Origin of the sequence: Modestobacter sp. VKM Ac-2978 (assembly GCF_026968025.1) — a bacterium.
Lineage (GTDB): Bacteria > Actinomycetota > Actinomycetes > Mycobacteriales > Geodermatophilaceae > Modestobacter.
Map to the genome: position 1 here is coordinate 186,291 of NZ_JAPVBP010000006.1, position 13,911 is coordinate 200,201.

Sequence of the window (13,911 nt, forward strand, 5' to 3'; positions counted from 1 at the left end):
GGAGTGTCCCGGGCGGCGGGTTCGCGGCACCGCCGCCCGGGCACTGCATCTCATGCCCGCATCCCGACCGGGTGCACGCGAGTTGTGTGACATCTGCGTTAACTCACCCGATCGCCCGCGCGGGGTGACCGCATGCGCACGGGCGCACACCCGATCGGCAGGTCAAGCGATGCGGATGTCGTCCTGCCCGGCCACCGAGACGACGTCGCCGCGGTGCAACTGGCGGCCGCGACGCTCCTCCGGCTCACCGTTCACCTGGACGTCCCCGGCGACCAGCACGTCCTTGACCTGGGCCCCGGTGGGGACGGCGTCGACCAGCTTGAGCAGCTGACCCAGCCGGATGGTGTCCTCGCCGGAGCGGAGTTCGATGGTGCGCACGGCACTGATCCTCCCCGCCACACACCGGGGTCAGCACATCGCCCACCGTGAGGTCGCTGCTCAGGCCGGGGTCCACCCCACGGTCCAGGTCCCCGACCAGGTCTCCCCCGGCGCGAGCACCAGCACGTCCACGTCGTCGGCCAGCGCGTTCGGCGGGCAGGTCATCGGCTCCACGGCCACGCTGCGCCGCCGCTGGTCCGCCGGCAGGGTGTCGCCGGTGTAGACCTGGAGCCAGGGCCAGGTCGGGTCCACGGCCACCTCGAGTGCACCGGCCGGCCCGCTGAGCCGGGTGCGCGCCCAGCCGTCGTCGTCCCGGACCAGGTCGGTCACGGCGGTGTCGATCGACCGGTCCCCGATCCGGCCGACCGCGCCGTCGTACGGGCGTCGCTCACCGGTGGGCAGGCCGCCGTCGAGCAGGAGGGCGGTGCGGGCAGGCACGGTCAGCTCGGCCGCGGCCACGTCGCCCGGGGCCGGCGCGCCGACCGAGAAGTAGGGGTGCATGCCCGCCCCGAACGGCGCGTCCTGGTCCCCGGCGTTGCGCACCCGCACGGTCACGGTGAGCTGGTCGGCCGTCAGCGTGTGGTCGACGGCGGCGGCCAGCCGGAACGGCCAGCCGGTGCGCGGCTCGATCGTCGTCCCGACCGTGACGGCGTCGGCGCGCTGGGCCAGCACCTGCCAGGGCTGAGCGGTGACCAGCCCGTGCACCGCGTTCGGGGAGGACTCGCTGACCACGTCCAGCTGGAGCTCCCGGCCACGCCAGGACCAGCGTCCGCCGCGGAGCCGGTTGGGCCAGGGCAGCAGGACGCCGCCGCGCCGCCCGGCCGGGACGGTGCCCGACGCGTACCCGTCCAGCACGTGCCAGTCGCCGACGACGAGCTCGCGCAGGGCTCCGCCGCGCAGGTCCACGGCCAGCCGGGCGGGGCCGGCGGTCACCTCGACGTCGCGCGGTTCGGTGGCCGGCCAGCGGAGGTCGGTGGACGAGGGCTCGAGCGGCATGCGGTCCTCCCGGGGAGACGGTTCGCGGACAGCTCACCACAGCGCAGCCGCCGCCGTTCCACGTGGAACCTGCCGCCTGACCCAGGTCACCGACGGGTCGTGACAGACGTCAGTGGCCTCGGCGGGCCGTGCAGCGACAGACTGGACGGGCACCGACGACGAGGAGCAACCGATGCCCGAGCCCCACCTGCGCGCCGCCGATGCCGACCGGGCGGCGGTCGCCGACGTCCTCGGCCGGCACATGTCCGCCGGCCGGCTCACCGTCGCCGAGTACGACGACCGGCTGGCCCGGGCCTACGCGGCGCGCACCTACGGCGAGCTCGCCGAGCTGACCACCGACCTCCCCGCCACCGAGCCGGCCGGGAGCCACACCCCCGAGGCCCCCGCCGTCGCCGGCCCGCCGGCCGGCCCGGCCGGGGGTGGCCCCTGGGCAGCCCACGGCTGGCACGGCAGCTCCGTCCCCTGGGCCGGCGGCGCGAGCATGCGCGCGGCCTGGGCGAGCTGGCTGAGCACCGCGGTGATCGTGGTGGGCATCTGGCTGATCACCTCGCTGGCCACCGACGGGTGGCTCTACCCGTGGCCGATCTGGGTGATCGGGCCGTGGGGGCTGGTCCTGCTCGCCCAGACCGTCGGCGGGCAGCGCGGGACCAGCTCCGACGACCGGGGCCGGCTGCCACACGGCGACCGGCGCTGAACCCGGGCGTGTCCCGGGTCAGCCGGCGACGGTGGGGGTAGCGGACGGGTCCGAGCCCAGGACCTCCGGAGGACCCCCGTGCACACCATGACCGACCGCTTCGCCGACGCCCTGCACCGGCTGGACGCCGACCGCGACCCCGGCCCCCTCGTCGAGCTCGCGGGGGAGGACACCCAGCTGGTCAAGCTCGACGAGCACCACGAGACCCGGGGCCGGGAGGGCGCGCAGACGTTCTGGACCGACTACCGCGACGTCTTCGACGAGATCGAGACGACGTTCACGCACACCGTGGTCGGTGAGTCGAGTGCGGCGCTGGAGTGGACCTCCACCGGCACCCTGCGCGACGGGAAGCCGTTCACCTACCGCGGGGTCACCCTGATCGAGGGCGACGAGGACGAGCTGTCCGGCGTCCGCACGTACTACGACTCGGCCGCCTTCATCCAGGGCCGCAGCGGCACCGCCTGACCTCAGCACCACAGCAGCGCCCCGGTGACCACCTGGCCACCGGGGCGCTGCTGTACCGACGTCGGTCGGCCGTGAACCGGATCGCCGGGTCCGGCCATGAAGGGGTGTGACGAGCCCACCCTCCGCTGCCGGAGAATCACCAACCGTGGTCGGACTCCGCTCCGTGCGCCGGTCGATCGACCCTCCGCCGGGTCCGGTGCCGCTGCGGGCCCTGCCCTCGGCCCTGCCCACCGACGCCGAGCTGATCGCCCGCTCGACCGCCGAGCCGGAGCAGTTCACCGCACTGTTCGACCGGCACGCCGCCGCCGTGCACCGCTACCTCGGCCGACGGGTGGGCGACCTCGCCGACGACCTGCTCAGCGAGACGTTCCTCATCGCGTTCCGCCGGCGCGCGGCCTACCGCCCGCAGCACGTGGAGGTCCGCCCCTGGCTGCTGGGCATCGCCACCCACGTCGTGCACGGGCACCAGCGCACCGAGCGACGCCGCTACCGGACGCTGGCCAAGGCCGCCGGGCAGCCGGAGGAGCACGCCGCCGACCCTGCGGACACCGTCGACCGGCTGGACGCCCAGGCGCTGCGCGGCCCGCTGGCCGGCGCGCTGGCGGTGCTGGCGCCCCGGGACCGGGACGCGCTGCTCCTGCTCGCCTGGGGCGACCTGACCTACGAGGAGATCGCCGCCGTCCTCGACGTCCCGGTCGGGACGGTCCGCTCCCGGCTGCACCGTGCCCGCCGGCAGACCCGCACCGCGCTCGGGGACGTCTCCCCGTTCGCCGACACCCCGGAGGAGACCCGATGAACGAGCTCACCGCACTCCGCGAGGCCGGCCCCGAGGCGCCGGCCCTCTCCCCCGCCGCACGCTCCGCCGCCCGGGCCGCCCTGCTGGCGGAGATCGACGGTCCCGTCCGCCGCCGGCGGCCCAGCCGGCGGACGGCGTGGCGGCTGGGTGCCGCGGGGGTCGCCGTCGGCGCGGCCTGGACGGCGGCCGTCGTCATCGCCGCGCCGGACGGTCCGGGGACGCCGGCCGACAGCGTCAGGCTCGTCGACTTCCAGATGCCCACGTTCCCGCTCTCGCTCGATCCGGTCCCCGACGGGCTCCGCCCGGCCTTCGACGGGGACGGCGACGGCGCCTCGATCGCCGCCTACGACGACCCCACCGGTGAGCACGGCTTCACCCTGTACGTGGGCGACGACGAACCGGAGCTGGGAGACCGGGACGTCACCGCCACCGAGGAGGTCACCGTCGACGGCGAGGACGCCGAGCTGGTCCGCTACTCCTCCACCTGGTGCACCGGCGACGACCCCGTCGAGGACTGCCCCCGTCGCTCGTCCACCTGGCTGACTTGGGAACGGTCCGACGACCAGTGGGTGACGCTCGACGCGTACGGGCGCTATGGCACCAGCACCCGGATGCTGCAGATCGCCGGTTCCCTGGTCGACCGACCGCAGCCCGCGACCCTGGACATCGGGCTGGCACCGGCCGGCTGGTCGGTGCAGTTCTTCAAGATGGGCCGCGTGCTGACGCTGGTCAACGACGCGTACGAGCAGCAGGAGATCACCGTCCACGTCCCGCTGCCGGAGGACGTGGCCCCGGCCGACCAGGTGCGCGACAGCATCATGGGCCCGATCGGCCCGCAGCTGGACGTGGTCGTGCACGACCGGCCGGCCCAGCTGGTGCTGGTCGACACCGGGTACCTGGACCAGCGCGGCTGGTTCCTTCAGGCGCAGTTCGCCGACGGGACGACGTTCACCCTGCAGGCGCCCGACGCGTTCACCCAGGAGCAGGTGCTCGAGTTCGCCGAGCAGGTGACCCACCGCCCCTGAGCACGACGAAGGCCCCCTCCCGGATCGGGAGGGGGCCAACGTGGGTGTGGGCAAGGGGGGAGTTGAACCCCCACGTCCTCTCGGACACACGGACCTGAACCGTGCGCGTCTGCCATTCCGCCACTTGCCCTGGCGAGGAAGGACAGTAGCAGCCCCCGGCGCGGCCCCTCGCAGCCCCCCGCTCGGCACGGCACCGACCATCGCCGGCGGCGCGCTGGTAGAACGGTGTGTCGACACGGCACGGACGAGATCGTCCGGGGCGTCCTGTGCTTCCCGACCGTTCCGGCGACTCTCCCCCGGTTACGATCGGCGCTCAGGGCAGTGGGAGGTCGACCGAGCGCAAGGGAGCGACTGTGGGTGCGCTGCAGCGCTTCGAACGACGCCTCGAGGGCATGGTCGGGCTGGCCTTCGCCCGGGTGTTCAAGGGGAAGGTGCACCCCGCCGAGATCGCCCATGCCCTCCAGCGCGAGGCCGATGAGCAGCGCTCGGTGCTCAGTGGTGACCGGGTGCTCGCCCCGAACGTCTTCGTCGTGACCCTCGGCCCCACCGACCACGAGAACCTGGTCGAGTGGTCCGAGCAGCTGGCCGCTGAGCTCGCCGACATGGTCGCCGAGCACATCGAGCGCGAGGGCTACCAGACCTTCGGCGACATCGAGGTCAGGCTGGAGCTCGACGAGGAGCTGCGCACCGGGGTCTTCGAGGTCGGCTCGCACGTCACCGGCGGGGCCTCGCAGCGATCGCCGGCCGCGCCACCGCCCCCGCCGCCCGGCCTGCCGCCGCTGCCGCGGCTGCCCGGCGCCTCCATGGGGGCCACCGACACCGGCGCCCAGGACCCCTCGATCGTGGGCCGCCCCGGCCAGCGGGTCAGCCACGTCCTGGTCGTCGACGGCCCGGGCACCAAGCACGTGCTCGAGCAGGGCAGCAACGTGCTGGGCCGCGGCACCGAGGCCGACGTCCGGCTGCCCGACACCGGGGTGAGCCGCAAGCACGCCGACGTCCAGCTCGTCGGCAGCGCGGTCGTCGTCGAGGACCTCGGCTCGACCAACGGCACACTGGTGAACGGTCGCCGGGTGGGGCGGCAGGAGCTGGCCGACGGCGACGTCCTCCGCATCGGTCACTCGGTGCTGGTGTACCGACAGGACGGCGCGTGAGCGCGGTCCCCGGGGGTCGCTGTGCCGGCTGAGATCGTGCTGCAGGCCTTCCGCTTCGGGTTCCTGATCCTGCTCTGGCTGTTCGTCTTCGCCGCCTTCCGGGTGGTCCGCGCCGACCTGTTCGGCGGCCGGGCCGGCCGGGTGGCCTCGGTGCCGCCCCGCGCCGCCGCCGCCCGCAAGCGCGGTGGCCGCGGGCCCCGCCACCTCGTCGTCACCGCCGGCCCGCTGTCGGGCACCCGCATCACCTTGGGGGAACAGGCCATCCTGATCGGCCGCGCCGACGACTCGACCCTGGTGCTCACCGACGACTTCGCCTCCTCCCGGCACGCGCGGCTGACCAACCGCGGCGGCCAGTGGTACGTGGAGGACCTCGGGTCCACCAACGGCACCTACCTCGACCAGCAGCGGGTACAGGGCCCGCTGCTGGTGGCCCCCAGTCAGCCGATCCGGATCGGGCAGACCGTCCTGGAGCTGCGTTCATGAGCTTGGTCCTCCGCTATGCGGCGCGTTCCGACCGCGGTCTGATCCGCGGCACCAACCAGGACTCGGTGTACGCCGGGCCCCGGTTGCTGGCCGTCGCGGACGGCATGGGCGGGCACGCGGCGGGCGACGTCGCCAGCAAGGTCGTCATCGCGGCGCTGGAGCACCTCGACGAGGACGCCCCCTCCGGTGACCTCCTCCAGGCGCTGCGGCACGCGGTCTTCGAGGGCAGCGAGCACCTGCGCGAGGTGATCCGGGAGTCCCCGCAGCTGGAGGGCATGGGGACGACGCTGACCGCCGTCCTCTTCGCCGGTGGCCGGCTGGGGCTGTGCCACGTCGGTGACTCCCGCGCCTACCTGATGCGCGACGGCGAGCTGCACCAGATCACCCACGACGACACCTTCGTCCAGACGCTGATCGACGACGGCCGGATCACCGAGGAGGAGGCCAACAGCCACCCGCAGCGCTCGCTGCTGCTGCGCGCCCTCAACGGCCAGGACGTCGAGCCGGACCTGTCGATGCGCGACGCCCGCGCCGGCGACCGCTACATGCTGTGCTCCGACGGCCTCTCCGGCGTGGTCAGCCACGAGACGCTCGCCGGCGCGCTGCGCGAGCCGGACGCCCAGGCGACCGCCGACCGGCTGATCGAGCTCGCGTTGCGCAGCGGCGGCCCGGACAACATCACCTGCATCGTGGCCGACGTCGTCGAGGACGACGGCCGTGGCGTGCTCGTCGAGCCGGTCGTCGACGGCGCCGCCGGCGACCACATCGGCCAGCGTGAGGTCGACCCCCGGTCGGCCGCCGGTCGCGCGGCGCTCGCCGACCCGCAGGCCACCGGGCCGTCCACCGCGCTGACCACCAGCTCCCCACCGCCGCGCCGTCGCCGGCCGCTGCGCACCGCGCTGTTCGCGCTGGCCGCCGTCGTGGTCCTGGGCGCCGCGACGATCGGCGCCTACCTGTTCGTGATGGGCCACTGGTTCGTCGGGGTCGCCGAGACCGCCGACGGCGACCGGGTCGGGGTCTTCCGCGGGCTCAACGCCTCCGTCGTCGGGCTGGACCTCTACCGCCTGGACGAGGCGACGGCGCTGGCCACCACCGACCTCACCCAGGCCGCCCGCAACCGGGTCAGCGACGGGATCCCGGCCGACGACCCGGACGACGCCGCACGGATACTGTCCAACCTCCGCGGCCAGCAGCTGCCGCTGTGCCGGACGACGTCCGCGCTGGCCACCGCCACCCCGTCCCCCACCCCGGCCCCGCCGGCGGAGCCCGCCCCCGCCCCCGTCCCGGGGCAACCGGACGCCGCCGCGGCCACGACGACCGTCACCACGACCGTGCCCGGCACGGACGCCACCGAGCCGACGACCTCAGCGCTGTCCCGTTCCGGTGAGCCGGGAGTGGACTGCCGGGAGGCCGACTAGTGGCTGCGCCGGTCAACGGCCCCGGCACCGACCCGCGCGCTGCCATCGCCCCCGGTACGGCCATCCCGACCCGACGGGGCACCGAACTGCTCCTGCTCGGCTTCGCGGTGCTCATCACGATGGCCGCGCACCTGATCATCGACATCACCGTCACCGGTTCCCCGGGCACGGAGCTGGCCACCTTCGGCCTCTGGTTCTCCGCGCTGTGGGTCGTCGCGCACGTCGTCGTCCGGCGGTTCGCGCCCTACGCCGACCCCCTGCTGCTGCCGTGCGTCGCGGTGCTGTCCGGGCTGGGCCTGTCGATGATCCACCGGCTGGACATCGCCGGTACCCAGCTCGGCGGCAGCAGCTCCGCGAGCGTGGACGCCCCGGTCCAGTTGGTGTGGGCCACGGTCGGGCTGGTGCTGTTCGTCGCCGTCCTGGTGATCGTGCGCGACCACCGGGCGCTCGCCCGCTTCGCCTACACCCTCGCCCTCATCGGGCTGGTGCTGCTGGCGCTCCCCGCGGTGCTGCCGAACTCGGAGATCAACGGCGCCAAGCTGTGGATCCGGTTCGGTGGCTTCTCCATCCAGCCCGGTGAGTTCGCCAAGATCTGCCTGATCGTCTTCTTCGCCGCCTACCTGGTCGACAAGCGCGACGTGCTGGCGCTGGCCAGCCGCCGGGTGCTCCGCCTGGAGCTGCCGCGTGGCCGCGACCTCGGCCCGGTGCTGCTGGCCTGGGTCGCCTCGATCCTGGTGCTGGTCTTCGAGCGCGACCTGGGCAGCTCGCTGCTGCTGTTCGGCATCTTCGTGGTGATGCTCTACGTGGCCACCGAGCGCGCGAGCTGGCTGGTCATCGGCCTGCTGCTGTTCGCCGGTGGTGCGTTCGTCGCCTACCAGCTCTTCAGTCACGTCCGGGTGCGGGTGGACACCTGGCTGGACCCCTTCGCCTACGCCGACACCGGCGGCTACCAGGTGGTCCAGTCGCTGTTCAGCCTCGGCACCGGCGGTCTGTTCGGTGCCGGCCTCGGCGGCGGGCGGCCGGACCAGGTGCCGGTCGCCAAGAGCGACTTCATCGCCGCCGCGATCGGTGAGGAGCTGGGCCTCTTCGGCCTGGTCGCCATGATCGTGATCTACCTGGTGCTGGTCGAGCGGGGGCTGCGCACCTCCCTGGTGGTCCGCGACGGCTTCGGCAAGCTGCTGGCCGCCGGGCTGGCCTTCTCCCTCGCCTGGCAGGTCTTCGTCGTCCTGGGCGGGGTCACCGGCCTGCTCCCGCTCACCGGACTGACCACGCCCTTCCTCGCCTACGGCGGATCGTCCCTGGTCGCGAACTTCGGACTGGTGGCGCTGCTGGTGCGGATCAGCGACGCCGCCCGCCGGCCGGCCGCCACGGCCGCGACCACACCGCCGCGGCTCACCGATGCCCCGACCGAGGTGGTCCAGCCGTGAACGCCCCGCTGCGCAAGGTGGCGATCAGCGTGCTGGTGCTGTTCACCCTGCTGATCGTCAACGTCAACGTGATCCAGGTGCTCCGCGCCGACGACCTGCGCGCGGACGCCCGCAACACCCGCGTGCTCACCGAGGAGTACGGCCGGGAGCGCGGGGCGATCGTCGTCGGCGGCAACGAGATCGCCTCCTCCGTCGAGACCGACAGCACCCTGCGGTACCAGCGCACCTACGCCAACGGACCGCTGTACGCAGCGGCCACCGGGTACTACTCGGTGCTGTTCGGCAACCGCGGGATCGAGCGGGTCGAGAATGAGGTTCTGCGCGGCACCGACGACCGGCTCTTCGGCCGGCGGCTGGCCGACCTGTTCACCGGCCGGGACCCCTCCGGCGGCAACGTCGAGCTCACCCTGGACCCGGCCGTGCAGGAGGCGGCGATGGCCGGCCTGGCCGGTCACGTCGGCGCCGTCGTCGCCCTCGACCCGTCCACCGGGGCGGTCCTCGGGCTGGCCAGCACGCCCACGTACGACCCGGGCCAGCTGGCCGGCAGCGACACCGCCGCGGTCCGCGCCTACGCCGAGCAGCTGGACGCGATGGAGACCGACCCGCGGACCAACCAGGCCATCTCCGAGCGCTACCCGGCAGGGTCGATCTTCAAGGTCGTCGTCGCCGCCGCAGCGCTGGCCAGCGGCGACTACACGCCGGAGACGGTCATCCCGGCCCCGCAGGACTACATCCTGCCGGGCACCTCCACCGACCTGCAGAACTTCGGCAACGAGCCCTGCAGCCCGACCGGCGAGCAGCCGCTGATCGACGCGCTCACCATCTCCTGCAACACCGCCTTCGCCCAACTCGGCATCGAGCTGGGCGAGGACGCGCTCCGGGAGATGGCCGAGGCGTTCGGCATCGACGGGGAGCGCATCGAGATCCCGCTGACCGTGCAGGGCAGCACGATCGGCGACATCGAGAGCGACGCCGCCCTGGGGCAGACCTCGATCGGACAGCGGGACGTCGCCCTGACCCCCATGCAGGCCGCGATGATCGCCGCCGCGGTCGCCAACGACGGCGACCTGATGAAGCCGTACCTGGTCGAGTCGATCCAGGCCCCGGACCTCTCGGTGCTCGACCAGACCGAGCCCGAGCAGCTGTCGGAGCCCTTCTCGGAGGAGGTCGCCGACCAGCTCACCGCGATGATGACCAACGTCGTCGACGAGGGCACCGGCCGCCGCGCCCAGATCAGCGGCATCGAGGTGGCCGGCAAGACCGGCACCGCGGAGAACGCCGGCCCCGACCACAACTGGTTCATCGGCTTCGCGCCTGCGGACGACCCGAGCATCGCCGTGGCGGTCTTCATCCGCAACGGCGGCGGCACCGGCGGGGACGTCTCCGCCCCGATCGCGCGCGCGGTCATCGAGGCCCACCTGCAGGGCGGCGGCTGATGGCCGTCCACGTGGGCAGCCAGCTGGCCGGCCGCTACGAGATCACCGCCCCCATCGCCACCGGCGGGATGGGGGAGGTCTGGCAGGCCCGCGACCGCACCCTCGGCCGGATCATCGCGGTCAAGGTGCTGCGCAGCGAGTACACCGGCGACTCGAGCTTCCTCATCCGGTTCCGGAACGAGGCCCGGCACACCGCCGCCCTGTCGCACCCGAACATCGCCTCGGTCTACGACTACGGCGAGACCACCCAGGACGGCCAGCGCCTGGCCTACCTGATCATGGAGTTCGTCGAGGGCAAGCCGCTGGTCACCATCCTGGCCGAGCGCGGGCGGCTCACCGCCGAGCAGACCCTCGACGTCCTCGGGCAGGCCGGTGACGGCCTCTCCGCCGCGCACGACGCCGGCATGGTCCACCGGGACATCAAGCCCGGGAACCTGCTCGTGCGGCCGGACGGCGTGGTCAAGCTGACCGACTTCGGCATCGCCTACGCCCGCGACGCCGCCCCGCTCACCCGCACCGGGATGGTGGTCGGCACCGCGCAGTACCTCTCCCCCGAGCAGGCCCAGGGGCACGTGGTGACCGCCGCCTCCGACGTCTACTCGCTCGGCGTGCTCGGGTACGAGTGCATCGCGGGGGTGCGTCCCTTCGACGGCGAGTCGCAGGTGGCGATCGCGCTGGCGCAGATCAACCGGCCCCCACCCCCGATGCCCGCGGACGTGCCGTGGCAGGTGCGGGCGCTGATCGAGCGCGCCCTGGCCAAGGACCCCGCGGCCCGCTTCCCCGACGGCGCGGCCTTCGCCGCCGCGGTGCGGCAGGTGGCGGCCGGTGGCCCCGTGCCGGCCGCCACCGCCATGACCCAGGTGGTCGGGGACGACGGCACGGCGACCACGATGTTGCCGGCGACCGGCCCGGGCACCACCGTGAACCCCTCGACCGCGCCCCGCACCATGCCCCCGCTGCACGGCCCCCCGGTCGACGGCGACGGGGCGAGCAGCTGGACCGGCGACGAGGCCGACCCGCAGGACCAGCGGCGCACCCGGCTGCTGTGGGCCGCGGCGGCCCTGGCCCTCGTCGGGCTGGTCGCCGCCGGGGTGTTCCTCGTCATGTCCGGGAACGGCGAGCAGGACGGCTCCGCGGCGCCGGGTGGCGCCAGCTCGCCCTCGGCATCCGCATCGGCATCCACCAGTGCCTCCGGCGCCATCGCGTTCGACGTGGCCGACTACGTCGGGGACGACGCCGACCTCGTCAGCGCCCAACTCGTGGGCCAGGGCTTCACGGTGCGGCAGGAGGACGCCACCGCGGAGGAGCTGGAGGAGGCCCAGATCGCGCTGGCCGAGAACGCCGTCGTGACCGCCGACCCCGCGCGCGGTCCCCTCGAGGAGGGGGCGACGATCACGCTGGCCGTGGCCGCCCAGGCCTACGCCCCCGAGGACGACGAGGACGTCGAGCAGAGCAGTGCCCCGACGCCGGCCGCCCCCGCCCCCGACGACGGGGACGACGAGGGCGAGGACGGCGGCAGGTCCACCCCCCCGACGACCGCCACGGTGACCGCGACGGTCACGCGGAGCAGCCCGACGAACACGAACCCGCCCACGTCGTCGGCCCCACCCCCCGCAGCCCCCACCACCTCGACAACGCCGCCGGCGGAGGCCCCGACCACCACGGCCGTCCAGGAGGACGCGTTGGGGTCGGCCAGCACCGTAGGCAACCAGTGACACACGCGTCCCCCGGCGCTCGCGTCGTGCCTGCCGCGAGCCCGCCAGCGATTAGGCTCCGCGACGGCGTACCGCTCCCCGGTCCAGCCACCCCGGAGCCGCGACCGCCGCACCGCACCACCCGAGAGGACCACCGATGACCACCCCCCAGGTGCTCGGCGAGCGCTACGAGATCGGCGGGGTGCTCGGCCGCGGTGGCATGGCGGAGGTGCACCGGGGACGCGACCTCCGGCTGGGCCGGGAGGTCGCGGTCAAGGTGCTGCGCCAGGACCTCGCCCGCGACCCGTCGTCGCAGGTCCGGTTCCGCCGCGAGGCTCAGGCCAGCGCGTCGCTGAACCACCCGGCGATCGTCGCGGTCTACGACACGGGGGAGGACCGCACCGCCACCGGCGCGACCCCCTACATCGTCATGGAGTACGTCGAGGGCGACACCCTGCGCGACGTGCTGCGCCGCGAGCGGCGCCTCCCCCCCGAGCGGGCCATGTCGCTCACCGCCGACATCTGCGCGGCGCTGGACTTCAGCCACCGGAACGGCATCGTGCACCGGGACGTGAAGCCCGGCAACGTCATGATCACGCCACAGGGCACCGTGAAGGTGATGGACTTCGGCATCGCCCGGGCGGTCTCCGACTCCGCCGCGACGATGACGTCGACGGCCGCCGTGATCGGCACCGCCCAGTACCTCTCCCCCGAGCAGGCCCGCGGCGAGGGCGTCGACGCCCGCTCCGACGTCTACTCCGCCGGCTGCCTGCTCTACGAGCTGGTCACCGGAACCCCGCCCTTCACCGGCGACTCCCCCGTCGCCGTCGCCTACCAGCACGTGCGGGAAGACCCCCGGACGCCGTCGTCGATCAACCCGGAGATCACCCCGGAGCTCGACGCCATCCTGCTCAAGGCGATGAGCAAGAACCCGGCCAACCGCTACCAGTCCGCCGCCGACATGCGCGCGGACCTGCTGCGCGCCGTCGCCGGCCAACGGGTCGAGGCGACGCCGGTGATGAGCGACGCCGAGAAGACCACGATCATCGGCGTGACCCCCGGCGGGTACGGCAACGACGAGTGGGACGACGGGCAGACCGACGACAAGCGCCGGCGCAACCGGATCATCGCGATCGTCGTCGCCGTCCTCGTCCTGATCGCCGCCGGCATCGGCCTGGCGGTGGCCCTGACCTCGAATCCCGACGAGCCCGAGGCCCCCGTGGTCGAGCAGGTCGCCGTGCCGGACCTGGTCGGTGACCCGCAGGCCGACGCCGAGGCCGAGATCCTGGCCGCGGGCCTGCAGGTCGGCACGGTCAGCCGCGAGCCCAGCACCCAGGCCCAAGAGGACACCGTGCTCAGCTCGAACCCGGCCGCGGGCACCCCGCTGGACCCGGAGGAGCCGGTGGACCTGGTCGTCGGCGGCGGCCCCAACACCATCGCCGTGCCCGACGTGCTGGGCGACGACCAGGACGAGGCGATCGACCGGCTGGAGGGCGCCGGCTTCACCGGGAGCAAAAGCACCGACCAGGTCCCCAGCCTGCAGCCCGCCGGCACCGTCGTGGCCCTCGACCCTGCGCCGGGCAGCCAGGCCGCCCCGGACGTGTCCTTCCGGCTGAGCATCTCGACCGGCTCGATCACCCTGCCCGACGTGCGCGGGCTCACCGAGCCCGCCGCCCGGGAGGCCCTCGTGGACGCGGGGCTCGACAACGGCGTCATCGTGCCGAACAACGTCGAGCGGGACGACGCCACGCCGGGCACCGTCGTCGACACCGACCCGGGGCCGCGGGCCTCCGTCTCGGCCGGCGAGACGGTGACGCTGCTGATCGCCGTCCCGACGCCTGCGGAGCCGACCCCGACCCCGACCCCCACGCCGACGCCCACCCCGACCACCCCGGCGGCTCCGCCGACGACGGAGCCCACCCCACCGGCGCAGCCCAACGGCTGAGCA

Annotated in this window: 13 protein-coding genes and 1 tRNA gene; 11 read left to right on the forward strand and 3 right to left on the reverse strand. The window is 74.0% G+C overall.

The window, feature by feature from the left end; genetic code table 11:
- Nucleotides 1–162: 162 nt before the first annotated feature.
- Together O2W53_RS16125 and O2W53_RS16130 are read right to left on the reverse strand one after the other, a co-directional pair.
- The gene (locus O2W53_RS16125) at nucleotides 163–378 is read right to left on the reverse strand and encodes an RNA-binding S4 domain-containing protein (protein WP_269164076.1); all 216 of its coding nucleotides are present in this window, start codon (nucleotides 376–378) and stop codon (nucleotides 163–165) included.
- 60 nt (nucleotides 379–438) lie between these two features.
- Nucleotides 439–1,374, reverse strand: coding sequence for an aldose epimerase family protein (locus O2W53_RS16130; RefSeq protein WP_269164077.1), 936 nt, complete (start codon nucleotides 1,372–1,374; stop codon nucleotides 439–441).
- A gap of 172 nt (nucleotides 1,375–1,546) precedes the next feature.
- Here O2W53_RS16130 and O2W53_RS16135 point away from each other — a divergent pair, with 172 nt between their 5' ends.
- The 4 genes from O2W53_RS16135 (at nucleotide 1,547) to O2W53_RS16150 (ending at nucleotide 4,354) form a co-directional block, all read left to right on the forward strand.
- Nucleotides 1,547–2,068 (forward strand): DUF1707 SHOCT-like domain-containing protein, encoded by a 522-nt coding sequence (locus tag O2W53_RS16135; protein WP_269164078.1) that lies wholly within the window; start codon nucleotides 1,547–1,549, stop codon nucleotides 2,066–2,068.
- Nucleotides 2,069–2,155: 87 nt separating this feature from the next.
- Entirely contained in the window at nucleotides 2,156–2,533 is a 378-nt protein-coding gene (locus tag O2W53_RS16140) for a nuclear transport factor 2 family protein (protein ID WP_269164210.1), read from the forward strand.
- Nucleotides 2,534–2,678: 145 nt separating this feature from the next.
- Nucleotides 2,679–3,329, forward strand: a complete 651-nt coding sequence (locus O2W53_RS16145) for an RNA polymerase sigma factor (protein ID WP_269164079.1) — start codon at nucleotides 2,679–2,681, stop codon at nucleotides 3,327–3,329.
- The gene (locus O2W53_RS16150; protein WP_269164080.1) at nucleotides 3,326–4,354 is read left to right on the forward strand and encodes a hypothetical protein; all 1,029 of its coding nucleotides are present in this window, start codon (nucleotides 3,326–3,328) and stop codon (nucleotides 4,352–4,354) included. Before O2W53_RS16145 ends, O2W53_RS16150 begins: the two co-directional genes overlap by 4 nt.
- Before the next feature lie 47 nt (nucleotides 4,355–4,401).
- Here O2W53_RS16150 and O2W53_RS16155 read toward each other — a convergent pair.
- Nucleotides 4,402–4,484, reverse strand: a tRNA-Leu gene (locus O2W53_RS16155).
- A gap of 223 nt (nucleotides 4,485–4,707) precedes the next feature.
- Here O2W53_RS16155 and O2W53_RS16160 point away from each other — a divergent pair.
- From O2W53_RS16160 to pknB, 7 genes are all read left to right on the forward strand, one after another.
- On the forward strand, nucleotides 4,708–5,505 hold the full coding sequence (locus tag O2W53_RS16160; protein WP_269164081.1) for an FhaA domain-containing protein: 798 nt from the start codon (nucleotides 4,708–4,710) through the stop codon (nucleotides 5,503–5,505).
- A 21-nt stretch (nucleotides 5,506–5,526) separates the two neighbouring features.
- Nucleotides 5,527–5,988, forward strand: coding sequence for an FHA domain-containing protein FhaB/FipA (locus O2W53_RS16165; RefSeq protein ID WP_269164082.1), 462 nt, complete (start codon nucleotides 5,527–5,529; stop codon nucleotides 5,986–5,988).
- Nucleotides 5,985–7,406, forward strand: a complete 1,422-nt coding sequence (locus O2W53_RS16170; protein WP_269164083.1) for a PP2C family protein-serine/threonine phosphatase — start codon at nucleotides 5,985–5,987, stop codon at nucleotides 7,404–7,406. The genes O2W53_RS16165 and O2W53_RS16170 overlap by 4 nt, the downstream gene beginning before the upstream one ends.
- On the forward strand, nucleotides 7,406–8,833 hold the full coding sequence (locus O2W53_RS16175) for an FtsW/RodA/SpoVE family cell cycle protein (RefSeq protein WP_269164084.1): 1,428 nt from the start codon (nucleotides 7,406–7,408) through the stop codon (nucleotides 8,831–8,833). The genes O2W53_RS16170 and O2W53_RS16175 overlap by 1 nt, the downstream gene beginning before the upstream one ends.
- Nucleotides 8,830–10,269, forward strand: a complete 1,440-nt coding sequence (locus O2W53_RS16180) for a peptidoglycan D,D-transpeptidase FtsI family protein (RefSeq protein ID WP_269164085.1) — start codon at nucleotides 8,830–8,832, stop codon at nucleotides 10,267–10,269. The genes O2W53_RS16175 and O2W53_RS16180 overlap by 4 nt, the downstream gene beginning before the upstream one ends.
- The gene (locus O2W53_RS16185; protein WP_269164086.1) at nucleotides 10,269–11,984 is read left to right on the forward strand and encodes a serine/threonine-protein kinase; all 1,716 of its coding nucleotides are present in this window, start codon (nucleotides 10,269–10,271) and stop codon (nucleotides 11,982–11,984) included. Before O2W53_RS16180 ends, O2W53_RS16185 begins: the two co-directional genes overlap by 1 nt.
- 136 nt (nucleotides 11,985–12,120) lie before the next feature.
- Entirely contained in the window at nucleotides 12,121–13,908 is a 1,788-nt protein-coding gene (gene pknB, locus O2W53_RS16190) for a Stk1 family PASTA domain-containing Ser/Thr kinase (RefSeq protein ID WP_269164087.1), read from the forward strand.
- Nucleotides 13,909–13,911 lie beyond the last annotated feature (3 nt).